Annotated in this window: 12 protein-coding genes and 1 pseudogene; 3 read left to right on the plus strand and 10 right to left on the minus strand. The window is 73.1% G+C overall.

Features of this window, described 5'->3' with window-relative positions; translation table 11 throughout:
- Positions 1-193: 193 nt before the first annotated feature.
- The 10 genes from GV126_RS04850 to GV126_RS04895 form a co-directional block, all read right to left on the minus strand.
- On the minus strand, positions 194-1,057 hold the full coding sequence (locus GV126_RS04850) for an alpha/beta fold hydrolase (protein ID WP_159662995.1): 864 nt from the start codon (positions 1,055-1,057) through the stop codon (positions 194-196).
- 112 nt (positions 1,058-1,169) lie between these two features.
- Positions 1,170-2,114 carry an RNA polymerase sigma factor SigJ gene (sigJ, locus tag GV126_RS04855; RefSeq protein WP_159662997.1) on the minus strand — a complete coding sequence of 315 codons (945 nt, stop codon included), beginning with the start codon at positions 2,112-2,114 and terminating at the stop codon, positions 1,170-1,172.
- Positions 2,115-2,187: 73 nt separating this feature from the next.
- Positions 2,188-2,946 carry a PIG-L deacetylase family protein gene (locus tag GV126_RS04860; RefSeq protein WP_159662999.1) on the minus strand — a complete coding sequence of 253 codons (759 nt, stop codon included), beginning with the start codon at positions 2,944-2,946 and terminating at the stop codon, positions 2,188-2,190.
- Positions 2,947-3,001: 55 nt separating this feature from the next.
- On the minus strand, positions 3,002-4,303 hold the full coding sequence (locus GV126_RS04865) for an alpha/beta fold hydrolase (protein WP_159663001.1): 1,302 nt from the start codon (positions 4,301-4,303) through the stop codon (positions 3,002-3,004).
- A gap of 105 nt (positions 4,304-4,408) precedes the next feature.
- On the minus strand, positions 4,409-5,437 hold the full coding sequence (locus GV126_RS04870; protein WP_159663003.1) for a LacI family DNA-binding transcriptional regulator: 1,029 nt from the start codon (positions 5,435-5,437) through the stop codon (positions 4,409-4,411).
- Positions 5,438-5,525: 88 nt separating this feature from the next.
- A complete protein-coding gene (locus GV126_RS04875) occupies positions 5,526-5,846 on the minus strand; it encodes an L-rhamnose mutarotase (protein ID WP_159663005.1) in 321 nt (106 codons plus the stop codon).
- Between the two features lie 35 nt (positions 5,847-5,881).
- Positions 5,882-6,964, minus strand: a complete 1,083-nt coding sequence (gene rhaS / locus GV126_RS04880) for a rhamnose ABC transporter substrate-binding protein (RefSeq protein ID WP_159663007.1) — start codon at positions 6,962-6,964, stop codon at positions 5,882-5,884.
- 38 nt (positions 6,965-7,002) lie between these two features.
- On the minus strand, positions 7,003-8,004 hold the full coding sequence (locus tag GV126_RS04885) for an ABC transporter permease (RefSeq protein ID WP_159663009.1): 1,002 nt from the start codon (positions 8,002-8,004) through the stop codon (positions 7,003-7,005).
- On the minus strand, positions 7,997-9,037 hold the full coding sequence (locus GV126_RS04890) for an ABC transporter permease (RefSeq protein WP_159663011.1): 1,041 nt from the start codon (positions 9,035-9,037) through the stop codon (positions 7,997-7,999). The genes GV126_RS04885 and GV126_RS04890 overlap by 8 nt, the downstream gene beginning before the upstream one ends.
- Complete coding sequence (locus GV126_RS04895) at positions 9,034-10,548, minus strand: sugar ABC transporter ATP-binding protein (RefSeq protein ID WP_159663013.1); 1,515 nt, start codon at positions 10,546-10,548, stop codon at positions 9,034-9,036. Before GV126_RS04895 ends, GV126_RS04890 begins: the two co-directional genes overlap by 4 nt.
- A 343-nt stretch (positions 10,549-10,891) precedes the next feature.
- Between GV126_RS04895 and rhaI the strand changes: the two genes are divergently transcribed.
- The 3 genes and pseudogenes from rhaI to GV126_RS36240 all read left to right on the plus strand — a co-directional run.
- Positions 10,892-12,052: an L-rhamnose isomerase gene (rhaI, locus tag GV126_RS04900; protein ID WP_159663015.1), complete on the plus strand. Its 1,161-nt coding sequence runs from the start codon at positions 10,892-10,894 to the stop codon at positions 12,050-12,052.
- Positions 12,053-12,100: 48 nt separating this feature from the next.
- The gene (locus GV126_RS04905) at positions 12,101-14,140 is read left to right on the plus strand and encodes a bifunctional aldolase/short-chain dehydrogenase (protein WP_159663017.1); all 2,040 of its coding nucleotides are present in this window, start codon (positions 12,101-12,103) and stop codon (positions 14,138-14,140) included.
- An 8-nt stretch (positions 14,141-14,148) separates the two neighbouring features.
- Positions 14,149-15,576, plus strand: a pseudogene (locus GV126_RS36240) (rhamnulokinase); the annotation flags it as partial.
- Positions 15,577-15,615 lie beyond the last annotated feature (39 nt).

A 15,615-nucleotide genomic window follows, 5' to 3' on the forward strand; every position in this document is an offset into this window, starting at 1 on the left:
CCCACCCTACTGAACCGCCCTGCCGCCGACGGGCCTGCCGACCCGCCGCTACCGGCCCTGATGGGCTGCCCCTGCCAGCGCTGTCGACCGCCGCTGCCGGTCCCGACGACCTGCCGCTGCCGGCCCCGGTGACCTGTCCACGCCCAGCCCTGTTGACCTGCCGCACCGCCCCCGGCCCGCGGGCGGCCGGTCCTCAGGAGGCGTCCCGGACCGCCGGCCGGCGCAGGAACGCGGTGACGGCCGCCGTGAACCGAGCGGGGTCGTCCCGCCACGGGTAGTGCCCGGCGCCGGGCTGGACCACCAGGTCGGCCCGCGGGAACAGACCGGCGTACGCGGCCATCGCGGACGGCGGCGAGTTCACGTCGACTTCACCGGCCAGGACCAGCACGGGGGCGGACAGGGTGGCGAGCGCGGCACGGGTGACGTCCGGGTCGTAGGCGCCGGGCGCGCCGTAGACGGCGGCCGCCTCGCTGTTCTTCTGCTCGGCGTCGGCGGCCTCCAGCGCTCGGGCGGCTTCGTCCCAGCGGCCGTGGAGGAAGGGGGCGATCCTCGCCCAGTGACCGTCCTCCGCCCGCCCCGCCGCGACGTCCTCCAGGGCGGCGTACCCGTCGGCGAACCACGGCTCGCCCCGGCGCAGGCGTGCCGTGGCCAGACGGGTGTCCACGGTGATCGTCAGGCCGACGGCCGCGACGCTCGGCGTGATCAGCGCCAGCCGTCCCACGCGTTCGGGGCGGCGGCTCGCGTACAGCGCCGCCAGGTTGGCGCCGGCGCAGTGCGCCAGCAGGTCCACCGTGTCCAGGCCGAGGTGGGCGCGCAGCGCGTCCACGTCGTCCACGAGCCGGTCGCAGCGGTAGGTCGCGGGGTCCCGCGGCACCTGCGAGGCACCGCTCCCCCGTAGATCCAGCAGCACCAGCCGCCGGTGGGCGGACAGCCCGCCGAGGTCGCCCAGGTAGGCCGAGGCCCGTACCGGCCCGCCCGGCAGGCACACGAGCGGCGGACCGTCCCCGCTCACGTGGTAGGCGAGGCGGGTTCCGTCGGGGGCGGTGAAGGCCAGCATGACGGTGACTGTGGCAGCCGACGGGCGTGTGCCGCAACGGAGTTGCGCACGAACCGCAGGAGCGGCGCCGGTCGGCTGCCCTGAACGGTGGCCGACCCGGCCGGTGCTGCCGTCATTTGGCCGTGATCGCCGCCAGGTCCAGGTGGGCCAGCCGGTCGGGGTCGGCCAGGATGTACAGGTGGGTGATGCGGCCGTCGGCGACGGTGACACCCATGACCGACCGCGGTCCCCCGTCGGGGGCGTTGGCCACCCCGATGGTGCCGTTGACCAGGACGAGCCGTGCCGTGCCGGCGAACCGGGAGAAGGTGAGTGCCTGCGCGGCCACCGTCCTTGCCCCGTGGACCACCTTGGAGGCGCCCGTTCCGCGCAGGAGGGCACCGGCGTCCACCCGCAGCACCACGTCGGGGTGGAGCACGGCGACGAGCGCCTCGAAGTCGCCGCCGCGGGAGGCGGCCAGGAAGGCGTCGAGCACCTGGCGCTGCCGTCCGAGGTCGGTGTCGGTCGCCGGTGTGGCGCCCCGGACCCGGCGCCGGGCCCGGCTGGCGAGCTGGCGGGTGGCGGCCGGGGTGCGCTCCAGGACCGGGGCGATGTCGTCGAACGGCACCGCGAACAGGTCGTGCAGCACGAACGCCAGTCTCTCGTCCGGGGCGAGCGTCTCCAGCACGACGAGCAGGGCCAGGCCCACCGAGTCGGCCTGGAGGGCCTCCTGCTCCGGGTCGGTGCGGGGCAGGGGGCGGACGACGGGGTCCGGGACGAAGGTGTCGTCCATGGGTTCCTCGCGGCGCGCGCGGCGGGTGCGCAGCAGGTCGAGGCAGATGCGGCCGGTGACCGTGGTCAGCCAGCCGGCCAGGTTGCCGATGCCGGCGGTGTCGGTGCGGGTGAGTCTGAGCCAGGTCTCCTGGACGGCGTCCTCCGCCTCGGTCAGCGAGCCGAGCATGCGGTAGGCCACCGCCCGCAGCTGTCCGCGGTGTTCCTCGAAGCACCGTGCGAGTGCGTCCCCTGCACGTGCCTGCCCTGCGGGTGCCTCCCCGTCGGGTGTGTCCGTCGTCCCGGTCATCGTCTCCCCCCGTCCCCCTGTCGCGTCTTCGTCGCGTCCCTGTGCGTGTCGGTCGTGTCGTGCGCCGGCCGCGTCACCGGCTGAACAGCTCGAAGGCGACGGCCGGTCTGCCGCCGAACCGCCGGCCGGCCTGCTCGGCGGCCGCGGTCAGGAAGTCGCGGGCGTACGTCTGAGGGTCCTGGTCGGTCAACGCCTCGATGTAGGTGCGGTGTGCCAGCAGGGAGCGCACCGCCCGCTCCAGGCCGGGGGCCGCCTCCACGGCGTGGGTGGGTGTGTCGGTGCCGGCGACGGCGACCCAGCGCACTCCGTCCCAGGGCTGCAGACCCTGCTCGGCCAGTTCGGGGAAGATCCACCGGTTGCCGGCGTCGGCGGCCGCGTCCAGGGTGGCGCGGCCCACGGCCACGTGGTCCGGGGTGTTCCAGGCGGTGCCGCCCCAGGTGTCGCGGTGGTTGAGGGTGATGACCAGTTCGGGGCGGTGCCGGCGGACGGCGGCGGCGATGTCGCGGCGCAGGGCGGTGCCGTACTCGACGACGCCGTCCCGGTGGGCGAGGAACTCCACCGTCGAGACCCCGACGGCCGCCGCGCCCGCCCGCTGCTCGCGCTCGCGCAGCGGGCCGCACCGCTCGGGAGGCAGGGTGTCGATGCCGGCCTCGCCGCGGGTGGCGAGCACGTAGGCGATCTCCCGTCCGCCGTCGGTCCAGTGGGCGATCGCCGCCGAGCAGCCGTACTCCAGGTCGTCGGGGTGCGCCACCACCGCGAGGGCGCGCCGCCAGTCGCCGGGCATGGGCCGCAGCGCTCCGGGCTCGCACCCGCCGGTCGTGTCACTCGTCATGCGGGAAGACTAACCGCGGCCACCGACAATCCGGCTGACGGGACGTCGCGGGCGCTCAGGCCTCGTCGCGGACGAGGGCGAGCAGGCGGTCCAGGACGCGGGGGCCGCCGGCCCGCACGCCGTCGTGCTGGAACTCGTCGGTGACCCAGGTGCGCAGGCCGCGGATCGCGCGGGCGGTGTCCAGGGCGTGGGCGGTGTCGACGTACATGTCGTCGTGGTAGACGGCCGCGGCGACCGGGACCTCGTTGGCGGCGAGCCGGTCGCGGTCGTACAGGGGCCGCCAGTCGGTGCGGGCCGCGAGCAGGTCGGCGGTCGCGCGCAGCGGGCGCAGCGCCGGGTCGCAGTCGAACATCCACGGGTGCACGGACTCGCCGGTGAACAGCACCGGCCCGTCGCCGGCCAGCGCCTTGGCCGCGTCGAACCGGGGGAACTCCCCGCGCGCCCGCTCCGCCGACCAGGCGGTGGGCCGGGCGTCCTGCGCGTAGATGGCCTCGTGGACGAGTGCGTACAGCGGGTGGGCGGCGTACGACAGCAGGCCCTGGACCTGTTCCTGGAAGGCGTCGGACAGGGCCGGGCCCGCCGGGGTGGGCACGAAGGCGTGCTCCAGCAGGAAGTGCAGGCGGTGGCTGCCGTCGCCGGTGCCCAGCATGATCCCCAGGGACTGGAAGGCCTCGACGGTCAGGCAGTAGCCGCCGGGGAGCACGACGTCGTGGGTGAGCAGGTGGTCGGCGATGCGGCGGGCGCGGTCGACGTCCTGCGGGTAGCGCGCGTAGTGGGCGGCGACCTTGCGTGCGATGCGCGGGTAGGCGGCCCGGTAGACGTCGTCGGCGTGGGCGTCGAGGGAGGGCAGCCCACCGGTGATCAGGGCGGCGGCCAGGCCCTCGGGGCGGGTGGAGAGGTAGTGCACCGTGCAGAAGCCGCCGAAGCTCTGGCCGAGGACGGTCCAGGGGGCGCCGCCGGTCAGGCGGGGGCGGATCGCCTCGCAGTCGCGGACGATGGAGTCGGCGCGGAAGTGCGTGAGGTAGTCGGCCTGTTCGGCCGGGCCGCCGCGCAGTGGGAGGGTCTGGCGGTTGGCGGGGGTGGAGTGGCCGGTGCCGCGCTGGTCCAGCAGCAGCACCCGGTCCTCGCGCAGGGCCCGGCCGAGCCATGCCTGCTTGCCGATGAAGCGGTTCGCCCCGAAGCCGGGGCCGCCCTGGAGGTACAGCAGCCACGGCAGGTCCTGGTCCGCCTTGTCGCTCGCGACGACCTCCCGGGCGTACAGCTCGATCGTCTCCCCGGCGGGGTCGTCGTGGTCGAGCGGCACGGGGAAGGTGTGGTCGGTCAGGACGACGCCGGGCTGGCGGTAGGGGAAGGGCAACGGATCTCCCGGGAGCAGGGTGGGCGGCCGCGTCCCAGTTCAGCACACGGTGCCGCCCCGCCGGGCCCCGGGGACGGCGTTCTGCGGGGGGGGTGAACGCCCGGGTCAGCGGCCCGGCAGGGTGGAGCTGCGCACCACCAGTTCGGGCTGGAGCACCACCCGGCGGTGCTCGTGCGGCGCCGTCGTTCCCTGACGGGTCTCGGTCTCCTCCAGCAGCAGCTCCGCCGCCATGGCCCCCATGGTGACGGCGGGCTGGCGGACGGAGGTGAGGGGCACGGCCGCGGCGGCGGCGAACTCTATGTCGTCGTAGCCGACGATGGCGAGGTCGTCGGGAACGTTCACGCCGGCCGCGTACATGGCCTGCAGGACGCCCAGGGCGAGCAGGTCGTTGGCGCAGAAGACGGCCGTGGGACGCTCGGCGAGGCCGAGGAGGCGGGCGCCGGCGTCCCGGCCGGCGGCCACGTCGAGGCGTTCGGTGGGCAGTTCGCGCAGCGCGTCGGGGCCGAGGCCGGCCTCGCGCAGGGCGTTCAGGGCGCCGGTGCGGCGGTCGCGGACCTGATTGAGGCCGGGCGGCCCGCTGACGTAGGCGATCAGGCGGTGCCCGGCGTCCACCAGGTGTCGCACCGCCAGGGCGCCGCCCGCGACGTCGTCGACGGACACCGAGCACTCGGTGGCGCCCTCGGCGACGCGGTCCACCAGCACGAACGGGATGTTGTGGCGGCGGAAGGCGGCGAGGTTGCGGCCGGTGGCGTCGGTGGGGGTGAGCAGGACGCCGCGCACCCGCTGCTCGGCGAAGAGCGCCAGGTACTCGGCCTCCTCCCCGGGGCTCTGGGCGCTGTTGCAGACCATCACGCCGAGCCCGGCCTCACGGGCGGCCCGCTCGGCACCGCGGGCGACGTCCACGAAGAAGGGGTTGCCCATGTCGAGCACGAGCAGCCCCATGATCCTGCTGCGGCCCGCGCGCAGCTGCCGCGCGGACTCGCTGCGGACGTAGCCGAGCCGGTCGATCGCGGACAGCACCCGGGCGCGGGTCTCGGTGGCGACGGTCTCGGGACGGTTGATGACGTTCGAGACCGTGCCCACGGAGACACCGGCGGCGCGGGCGACGTCCTTGATACCCACCGACTGGGTCATCGGGCGGAGACCTCCAGGAAGACAGGGCAGGAGCGGCGGGCGGGCATTCACATTACCGTCCGCCGCGCACCGAGGCGGATCGTGCCGGTCAGGCGAGGTGGAAGACCTCCGTGAGGGGTTTCATCGCCTCGTCGGGCCGGGCGCCGTCCAGGGACTCGAACAGCGGCGCCATCTCGGCCTGCCAGCGGGCGTTGACCTCGGTGGCCTCCATGCCGGCTTTCGCGGCCTCGAAGTCCTCGGTCTCCAGGTAGCCGACGAGGAGGCCGTCCTCGCGCAGGAAGAGCGAGTAGTTGTGCCAGCCGGTGGCCGCGAGCGCCTCGCGCATCTCGGGCCACACGGCGGTGTGGCGTGCGCGGTACTCGGCGATCCGGTCCTCGCGGACCTTGAGGAGGAAACAGACGCGTTGCATGGAGTACCGCTCCCGGTGTGAGGGGGTCCGGACGACTAGAAGGTGAACCGGTCGATGTTCTTGGCGTCGAAGACCGTGGGCTTGCCGAGGTTGATCACGCCGTCCTTGCCGATCGTGTAGCTGCCCATGGCGCCGGCCTTGAAGGTCTCGCCCTCCTTGCCGGTGATCTGCCCGGAGGCCAGGGCGACGGCGGTGCGGGCGGCCAGTTCGCCGAGCTTGGCCGGGTCCCACAGCTCGAAGGCTTCGACGGTGCCGTTCTTGACGTACTTGCGCATGTCGTTGGGGGTGCCCAGGCCGGTGAGCTTGACCTTGCCCTTGTACTTGGAGCCGGACAGGTACTGGGCGGCGGCCTTGATGCCGACGGTGGTCGGGGAGATGATCCCCTTCAGGTTCGGGTACTGCTGGAGCAGGCCCTGGGTCTGCTGGAAGGACGTCTGGGCGTCGTCGTTGCCGTAGGCGATCTTGACCAGCTTGATGTCCTTGTACTTGGGGTCCTTCAGCTCCTCCTTCATGTAGCCGATCCAGGTGTTCTGGTTCGTGGCGGTCTGCGCGGCGGACAGGATCGCGATCTCGCCCTTGTAGCCGATCTGCTGCGCCAGCAGTTGCACCTCGGTGCGGCCGAGATCCTCGGCGGAGGCCTGGGAGACGAAGGCGTTGCGGCAGTCCGGCTTGGTGTCGGAGTCGTAGGTGACGACCTTGATGCCGTTCTTCATGGCCTGCTTGAGCGCGGTGCACAGGGCGCCGGGGTCCTGCGCGGAGACGGCCATGGCGTCGGCCTGCTGCTGGGTGAGGGTGTTGACGTAGGAGACCTGGCCGGAGGTGTCGGTGGCGCTGGAGGGGCCGACCTCCTTGTAGGTCTCCCCCAGCTCCTGCAGGGCCTTCTTGCCGCCGTTGTCGGCGGTGGTGAAGTAGGGGTTGTTGACCTGCTTGGGCAGGAAGCCGACGGTCAGGCCCTTCTTGGTGGCGGCGTTCGGGTCGGCCTTGCCGGCGGTGGCGGCCGCGCCGCCCTCGTTCTGGACGTCCTTCTTGGTGGTGCCGCCGCAGGCGGTGAGGGCCACGGCGAGACAGGCGGCGGCGGCCAGGGCCGCGCTGGTACGGCGGAGCGGTGCTCTGTGCATGACGGGTTCCTTGACGTTCGAAGAGGGTGGGGCGGCGGTCACGGGGTCGCGGTGGGCGTCCGGGCGGCGGCCGCCCTGCGGCCCGCCCGGGCGACGGCGATCTGGCGTGCGGCGCGCGGGCCGAGGACGGAGACGACGAGCAGGACGCCGGTGACGACGATCTGCGACTGGGCGGAGACGTTGAGCAGGCTCATCACGTTCTGCAGGGTGCCGAGCAGGAACACGCCGGCGATCGCGCCGCCGAGGGTGCCCTTGCCGCCGTCGAAGTCGATGCCGCCGAGCAGGACGGACGCGACGACCGACAGCTCCAGGCCGGTGGCGTTGTCGTAGCGGGCGCTGGCGTAGTGCAGGGCCCAGAAGACGCCGGTGAGGGCGGACATGAAGCCGGTGGCGGTGAACAGGATCAGCTTGTTGCGCTTGACGCGGATGCCGGCGAACCGGGCGGCCTCCTCGCCGGCGCCGATCGCGAACAGTGACCGGCCGAACGGGGTGGCGTGCAGGGCGACGACGGCGAGGACCAGCAGCACCAGGAAGGGCAGGAAGGCCTGCGGCAGGAAGCTGTCGCCGACGCGTCCGGCCGCGAAGTCCAGGTACTGGGAGGGGAAGTCGGTGACCGCGTCGGAGCCGAGCACGATCTGCGCGATGCCCCGGTAGGCGGCGAGCGTGCCGATGGTGACGGCGAGCGAGGGCAGCCCGAGGCGGGTCACCAGCAGGCCGTTGACCAGGCCGCACACCGCGCCGAGCACCAGGCACAGCGGGATGATCGTCTCGATGGCCATGCCCTGGTTCCACAGGGCGCCCATCACCGCGCCGGACAGGCCGGCGGTGGAGGCGACCGACAGGTCGATCTCGCCGGAGACGACCAGCAGGGTCATCGGCAGGGCGATGAGCGCGATCGGCAGGGTGTTGCCGATCAGGAACGACAGGTTCAGGGCGTTGCCGAAGCCGTCGACGAAGCCGAAGGAGAACAGCAGCACCACGATCAGCAGGGCGCCGACGACGGTGTCCCAGCGGACGGCGCGCGTCAGGGACTCAGGCATGGCGGGCGTTCCTCTTCTTCAGGGCCGAGGCGACGCGCAGGGCGACGATCCGGTCGACCGCGATGGCGAGCAGGAGCAGGATGCCGTTGATGGCCAGCACCCACACGGAGCTGACGCCGAGGGCGGGCAGCACGCTGTTGATGCTGGTCAGCAGCAGGGCGCCGAGGGCCGCGCCGTAGACGCTGCCGGAGCCGCCGGTGAAGACGACGCCGCCGACGACGACGGCGCTGACGACGGTGAGTTCGTAGCCGTTGCCGGTGCCGGAGTCGACGTTGCCGAACCGGGCCAGGTACAGGGCGCCGGCGAGTCCGGCGAGCGCGCCGCAGAAGGTGTAGGCGGCCAGGATCCGCTTGCGCACCGGGATGCCGGCCAGGCGCGCGGCCTCCGGATTGGAGCCGAGCGCGTACAGCTCGCGGCCGCTGGAGAAGTTCTTCAAGCAGTACGCCGTGCCGACCAGGACCACGAGGGCGATCAGCGCCAGGTACGGCACCGCCCAGACGCCGCCGGAGCCGAAGTCGACGAAGGAGCCGGGCAGATCGGCGGCGGTGATCTGGCGGGAGCCCACCCAGATGGAGTCGATGCCGCGGATGATGTAGAGCGTGCCGAGGGTGACGACGAGGGCGGGCACCTGGCCGAGGCTGACGAGCAGGCCGTTGAGCAGGCCGAAGGCGACGCCGAGGAGGACGGCCAGGACGATCGCCACCGCCGGGTTGCCGCCGCCGTGCAGGTAGGTGCCGGCGGCGAAGGCGGTGATGCCGAGCGTGGAGCCGACCGACAGGTCGACGTTGCGGGTGATGACGACCAGCGACTGGCCGGTGGCGACCAGCACCAGGATGGTGGCGTTGAGCAGCAGGTCCTTGATGCCCTGCTGGGAGAGGAACTCGCTGTTGCCGGCCTGGGTGACGGCGATCATCACCAGGAAGACGATCAGGATGGCGAGTTCGCGCATCTTGAAGACGCGGTCGACCAGGCGGCTGCCGCCGGTCTTGGGCGCCTCGGTGGCGGAGGCGGGGTTGGGGGCGGTCACGGTCACGCGGCCCTCCCCGTGGCTGCGGCCATCACGGTTTCCTCGGTGGCGTCGGAGCGGGGGATCTCGGCGGTGAGCCGGCCCTCGTGCATGACGAGGACACGGTCGGCCATGCCGAGGACCTCGGGCAGGTCGGAGGAGATCATCAGGACGGCGACGCCGTCGGCGGCCAGGTGGCTCAGCAGCCGGTGCACCCCGGCCTTGGTGCCGACGTCGATGCCGCGGGTGGGCTCGTCGACGATGAGCACCTTCGGGCCGGTGGCGAGCCACTTGGCCAGCACGACCTTCTGCTGGTTGCCGCCGGAGAGGGTGGAGACGGCGTCCGCGATCCGGGCGTACTTGACCTGGAGCTTGACCGCCCAGTCCAGGGAGCGGCTGCGTTCGGCGCCGCGGTTCATCAGGCCGGCCTTGACGGTGGTGCGCAGGCCGGTGAGGCCGATGTTGCGTTCGATGGACATGTCCATCACCAGGCCCTGGGCGCGGCGGTCCTCGGGGACCAGGGCGAGCCCGGCGGCCATCGCGGTGGAGGGTGCGCCGTTGGTGAGCTTGCGGCCGTCGACCTCCACCTCGCCGGCGTCCCAGCGGTCGATGCCGAACACGGCCCGGGCGACCTCCGTGCGCCCGGCGCCGACCAGTCCGGCCAGGCCCACGATCTCGCCGCGCCGCACCTCGAAGGAGACGTCGGTGAAGACGCCCTCGCGGGTGAGCCGGCGCACGCGGAGCGCGACCTCGCCGGGGGTGACGTCCTGCTTGGGGTACAGCTCGTCGAGGTCGCGGCCGACCATGCGGCGCACCAGGTCGTCCTCGGTCATGCCGTCCAGCAGTTCGCTGGCGATCCAGGCGCCGTCCCTGAGGGTGGTGACCCGCCGGCAGATCTCGAAGATCTCCTCCAGGCGGTGGGAGATGAACAGCACGGCGGCGCCCTGATCGCGCAGCGTACGCACGACGCCGAACAGGCGGGCGACCTCGCTGCCGGTCAGGGCGGCGGTCGGCTCGTCCATGATCAGGACGCGGGCGTCGAAGGAGAGCGCCTTGGCGATCTCCACGATCTGCTGGTCGGCGATGGACAGGCCGCGCGCGGGGCGGTCGGGGTCGAGGTCGACGCCGAGGCGGCGCATCAGGCCCGCGGTGGCCTCCCGGGTGGCCCTGTGGTCGATACGGCCCAGCGCCCGCCGGGGCCTGCGGCCCATGAAGATGTTCTCGGCGATCGACAGGTCGGGGAAGAGCGTCGGCTCCTGGTAGATGACGGCGATGCCCGCGTCGCGAGCGTCCTTGGGGCCGTGGAAGACGACCGGCTCGCCGTCGAGCAGCACCTGGCCGGCGTCCGGCCGGTGCACCCCGGCGAGGGTCTTGATGAGGGTCGACTTGCCCGCGCCGTTCTCTCCGGCGAGGGCGTGCACCTCCCCCGGGAACAGCTCCAGGGACACGTTCCTGAGGGCACGCACCGCGCCGAAGGACTTGGAGATGTCCTTCAGTGCCAGCACCGGGGCCGGACCCGTGTCGGACGGGTGGGTCATTGGGGGCTCCTCGACGACGCCGGCGACAACGCCGCATCGCGTCGTGAAAGGTTTCAACTTGGTTGCCGGGACGTTAGGCATGCGGCCCAGGTCGCGTCAATGGGTGCGGGTCGAAAATCTTTCTGACCACGTGTCCCACGGACACCAGCGCCGAACGTCACGAAGGAGTCACGGAGAACGGGGACTCCGGAGGGGTTGACACCCCTGGCGCAGCCCCATAGCTTCCGTTCCTGAATCGTTTCACAACGAGTCAGCTCCACGCCGAGTCGTCCCGCGACGGCTCGGCTCCCGCCGAGCCACCGCTCGGCGCCTTCTTCCGACCCGACGTCACAGGAGCCCTGCAGTGACCGAGCCAGCCGCGGTGAAGGCCGCGCTCAAGACCCAGGCCGTCGAGACGCCGTCGTGGGCGTACGGGAACTCGGGGACCCGATTCAAGGTGTTCACCCAGCCGGGCGTGCCCCGCAGCCCGCAGGAGAAACTGGACGACGCGGCCAAGGTCCACGAGTTCACGGGCGTGGCCCCCACCGTGGCCCTGCACATCCCGTGGGACCGGGTGGACGACTACACCGCCCTGGCCGAGCACGCCGAGGACCGCGGGGTGCGGCTCGGCGCGATCAACTCCAACACCTTCCAGGACGACGACTACAAGCTCGGCAGCGTCTGCCACCCGGACGCGGCGGTGCGCCGCAAGGCGCTCGACCACCTCTTCGAGTGCGTCGACATCATGGACGCCACCGGGTCGCGGGATCTGAAGCTGTGGTTCGCCGACGGCACCAACTACCCCGGCCAGGACGACCTGCGCGGCCGGCAGGACCGGCTCGCCGAGGGCCTGGCGGCGGTGTACGAGCGGCTCGGCGAGGGGCAGCGGATGCTCCTGGAGTACAAGCTGTTCGAGCCGGCCTTCTACGCCACGGACGTCCCGGACTGGGGCACCGCCTACGCGCACTGCCTCAAGCTCGGTCCCAAGGCGCAGGTCGTGGTGGACACCGGCCACCACGCGCCGGGCACGAACATCGAGTTCATCGTGGCGACGCTGCTGCGCGAGGGCCGGCTCGGCGGGTTCGACTTCAACTCCCGCTTCTACGCCGACGACGACCTCATGGTCGGGGCCGCCGACCCGTTCCAGCTGTTCCGGATCATGTTCGAGGTGGTGCGCGGCGGCGGGCTCACGCCCGAGGTCGCCTTCATGCTCGACCAGTGCCACAACATCGAGGCCAAGATTCCGGCGATCATCCGCTCGGTGATGAACGTCCAGGAGGCCACGGCCAAGGCCCTGCTGGTGGACCGGGAGGCGCTGGCCACCGCCCAGGCCGCCGGGGACGTGCTCGGCGCGAACGCGGTGCTCATGGACGCCTACAACACGGACGTGCGGCCGCTGCTGCGCGAGGTGCGCGAGGAGATGGGGCTCGACCCCGACCCGCTCGCGGCCTACGCCCGTTCCGGCTGGCAGGAGAAGATCGTCGCCGAGCGGGTCGGCGGACAGCAGGCCGGGTGGGGCGCCTGAGCGACACCGCCGCCGCACCCACGGACCACCACACCCGAAGGACTCCCCATGGCACTCCACCCCCAGGCCGACGCCCTCCTGGCCCGCTCCCACCGGCTCGGCTCCGACCCCCGCAACACCAACTACGCCGGCGGCAACGCCTCCGCCAAGGGCACCGGCACCGACCCCGTCACCGGCGGTGACGTGGAGCTGATGTGGGTCAAGGGCTCGGGCGGTGACCTCGGCACGCTCACCGAGGCCGGTCTCGCCGTGCTGCGGCTGGACCGGCTGCGGGCGCTGACCGAGGTCTACCCGGGCGTCGAGCGCGAGGACGAGATGGTCGCCGCGTTCGACTACTGCCTGCACGGCAAGGGCGGCGCGGCGCCCTCCATCGACACCGCCATGCACGGGCTGGTCGACGCCCCGCACGTGGACCACCTGCACCCCGACTCCGGGATCGCGCTGGCCTGCGCCGCCGACGGCGAGAAACTGACCGCCGAGTGCTTCGGCGAGTCGGTGGTGTGGGTGCCCTGGCGACGGCCCGGCTTCCAGCTCGGCCTGGACATCGCGGCCATCAAGAAGGCCAACCCGCGGGCCATCGGCTGCATCCTCGGCGGGCACGGCATCACGGCGTGGGGCGAGACCTCCGAGGAGTGCGAGCGCAACTCGCTGCACATCATCCGCACCGCCGAGGCGTTCCTCGCCGAGCGGGGCAAGGCGGAGCCCTTCGGGCCCGTGATCGAGGGCTACGCGGCGCTGCCCGAGGCCGAGCGCCGGGCGCGGGCCGCGGCCCTGGCGCCTCATGTGCGGGCCGTCGCCTCCCAGGACAGGGCGCAGGTCGGGCACTTCACCGACTCCGACGTCGTGCTGGACTTCCTCGCCCGCGCCGAGCACCCGCGGCTGGCCGCGCTCGGCACCTCCTGCCCCGACCACTTCCTGCGTACCAAGGTCCGCCCGCTCGTCCTCGACCTGCCGCCGACCGCCCCGCTGGAGCAGGCGATCGCCCGGCTGAAGGAACTGCACGCCGCGTACCGCGCGGAGTACGCCGCCTACTACGCGCGGCACGCCACCGCGGACTCGCCCGCGATGCGCGGCGCCGACCCGGCGATCGTCCTGGTCCCCGGCGTGGGCATGTTCTCCTTCGGCAAGGACAAGCAGACCGCGCGGGTGGCCGGCGAGTTCTACGTCAACGCCATCAACGTCATGCGCGGCGCCGAGGCCGTCTCGACGTACGCGCCGATCGAGGAGGCGGAGAAGTTCCGCATCGAGTACTGGGCGCTGGAGGAGGCCAAGTTCCGGCGGATGCCCAGGCCCAAGCCGCTGGCCACCCGCATCGCCCTGGTCACCGGCGCGGGCAGCGGCATCGGCAAGGCGATCGCGCACCGGCTGGTCGCCGAGGGCGCGTGTGTCGTCGTCGCCGACCTGAACGCCGAGAACGCCGCCGCCGTCGCGGACGAACTGGGCGGCCCCGACAAGGCCGTCGCCGTGACCGTCGACGTCACCTCCGAGGAGCAGATCGCCGCGGCCTTCCAGCAGGCCGTGCTCGCCTTCGGCGGCGTGGACCTGGTGGTGAACAACGCCGGGATCTCCCTCTCCAAGCCGCTGCTGGAGACCACCGCCGCGGACTGGGACGTGCAGCACGCCGTCATGGCCCGCGGCTCCTTCCTGGTCTCGCGCGAGGCGGCCCGGGTGATGACCGCGCAGGGCCTGGGCGGCGACATCGTCTACATCGCCTCCAAGAACGCCGTCTTCGCCGGGCCGAACAACATCGCCTACTCCGCGACCAAGGCCGACCAGGCCCACCAGGTGCGGCTGCTGGCGGCCGAGCTGGGCGAGCACGGCATCCGGGTCAACGGTGTCAACCCGGACGGCGTGGTGCGCGGCTCCGGCATCTTCGCCGGCGGCTGGGGCGCCCAGCGGGCGGCGGTGTACGGCGTGCCGGAGGAGAAACTGGGCGAGTTCTACGCGCAGCGCACCCTCCTCAAGCGCGAGGTGCTGCCCGAGCACGTCGCGAACGCCGTGTTCGCGCTGACCGGCGGCGATCTGACCCACACCACCGGGCTGCTCGTCCCCGTCGACGCCGGCGTCGCGGCCGCCTTCCTGCGGTGAGCGGACGCGTGCGGACCTACGCGGCGGTCGATCTCGGCGCGTCCAGCGGGCGCGTCATGACCGGCCGCGTGGGTCAGGACGTGCTGGAGCTGAGCGAGGCGCACCGCTTCCCCAACCGGCCCGTGCGCACCCCCGAGGGGCTGCGCTGGGACATCCTCGCGCTGTACGCGGGGGTGCTCGAGGGGCTGCGGGCGGCGGGAGCGGTGGACTCCGTCGGCATCGACAGCTGGGCCGTGGACTTTGGGCTGCTGGACGCCGACGGGGCGCTGCTCGGCAACCCGGTGCACTACCGCGACAGCCGCACCGAGGGGGTCGCGCAGAAGGTGTGGGCGACGGTGCCGGCGGCCGAGCTGTACGCGGCGACCGGGCTGCAGTACGCGCCGTTCAACACGCTCTACCAGCTGGCGGCGGCCCGCGGCACGGCGCAGTTCGCCCACGCGCGGCGCCTGTTGCTGATCCCGGACCTGCTGACGTACTGGCTGACCGGCGAGCAGGGCACGGAGCTGACCAACGCCTCCACCACCCAGCTCCTCGACCCGCGCACCCGCGCCTGGTCCCACGACGTCGCCGCCCGGCTCGGCATCGACCTGGGCCTGTTCGCGCCGCTGCGCCGGCCCGGCGACCCGGCGGGCGCGCTGCGCCCGGAGGTCCTGGAGCAGACCGGGCTGCACGGACCCGTGCCGGTGACGACGGTCGCCTCGCACGACACGGCGTCCGCGGTGGCCGCCGTCCCCGCCGAGGGCGAGCGGTTCGCGTACATCTGCACCGGCACCTGGTCGCTGGCCGGGCTGGAGCTGGACGCGCCCGTGCTCACCGAGGACAGCCGCGCCGCGAACTTCACCAACGAACTCGGGATCGACGGCACGGTCCGCTATCTGCGCAACATCATGGGCCTGTGGCTGCTGCAGGAGTGCCTGCGGGAGTGGGGCGAGCCGGACCTGGGCGAACTGCTGCGGCAGGCCGCCGAGGTGCCGGCGCTGCGGTCGGTCGTGGACGCCCAGGACGCGGCGTTCCTCGCGCCGGGGCGGATGCCGGAGCGGATCGCGGCCGCCTGCCGATCGACGGGACAGCCGGTGCCGGCCACGCCCGCCGAGGTCACCCGCTGCGTCCTCGACTCGCTCGCCCTGGCCCACCGCCGGGCCCTCGCCGACGCCCAGCGGCTCACGGACCGTCCCGTGGACGTGGTGCACATCGTGGGCGGCGGCACGCGCAACGCGCTGCTGTGCCAGCTGACCGCCGACGCCTGCGGGCTGCCGGTGGTGGCCGGCCCGGCGGAGGCGGCGGCCCTGGGCAACGTCCTGGTGCAGGCACGGGCGCACGGGCTGGTCGGTGACCGCGCGGACATGCGGCGCCTGCTCGCCCGCACCCAGCCGCTGACGCGGTACGCGCCGCGCGGCGACGCCGCCGCGTGGCGGGCCGCCGAGGACCGGCTCGCCGCCGCCGTGCCGTGGGGCGGCCCGGCCGCCACGCCGTGC

Source organism: Streptomyces mexicanus (assembly GCF_902506575.1).
Taxonomy (GTDB): domain Bacteria; phylum Actinomycetota; class Actinomycetes; order Streptomycetales; family Streptomycetaceae; genus Streptomyces; species Streptomyces mexicanus.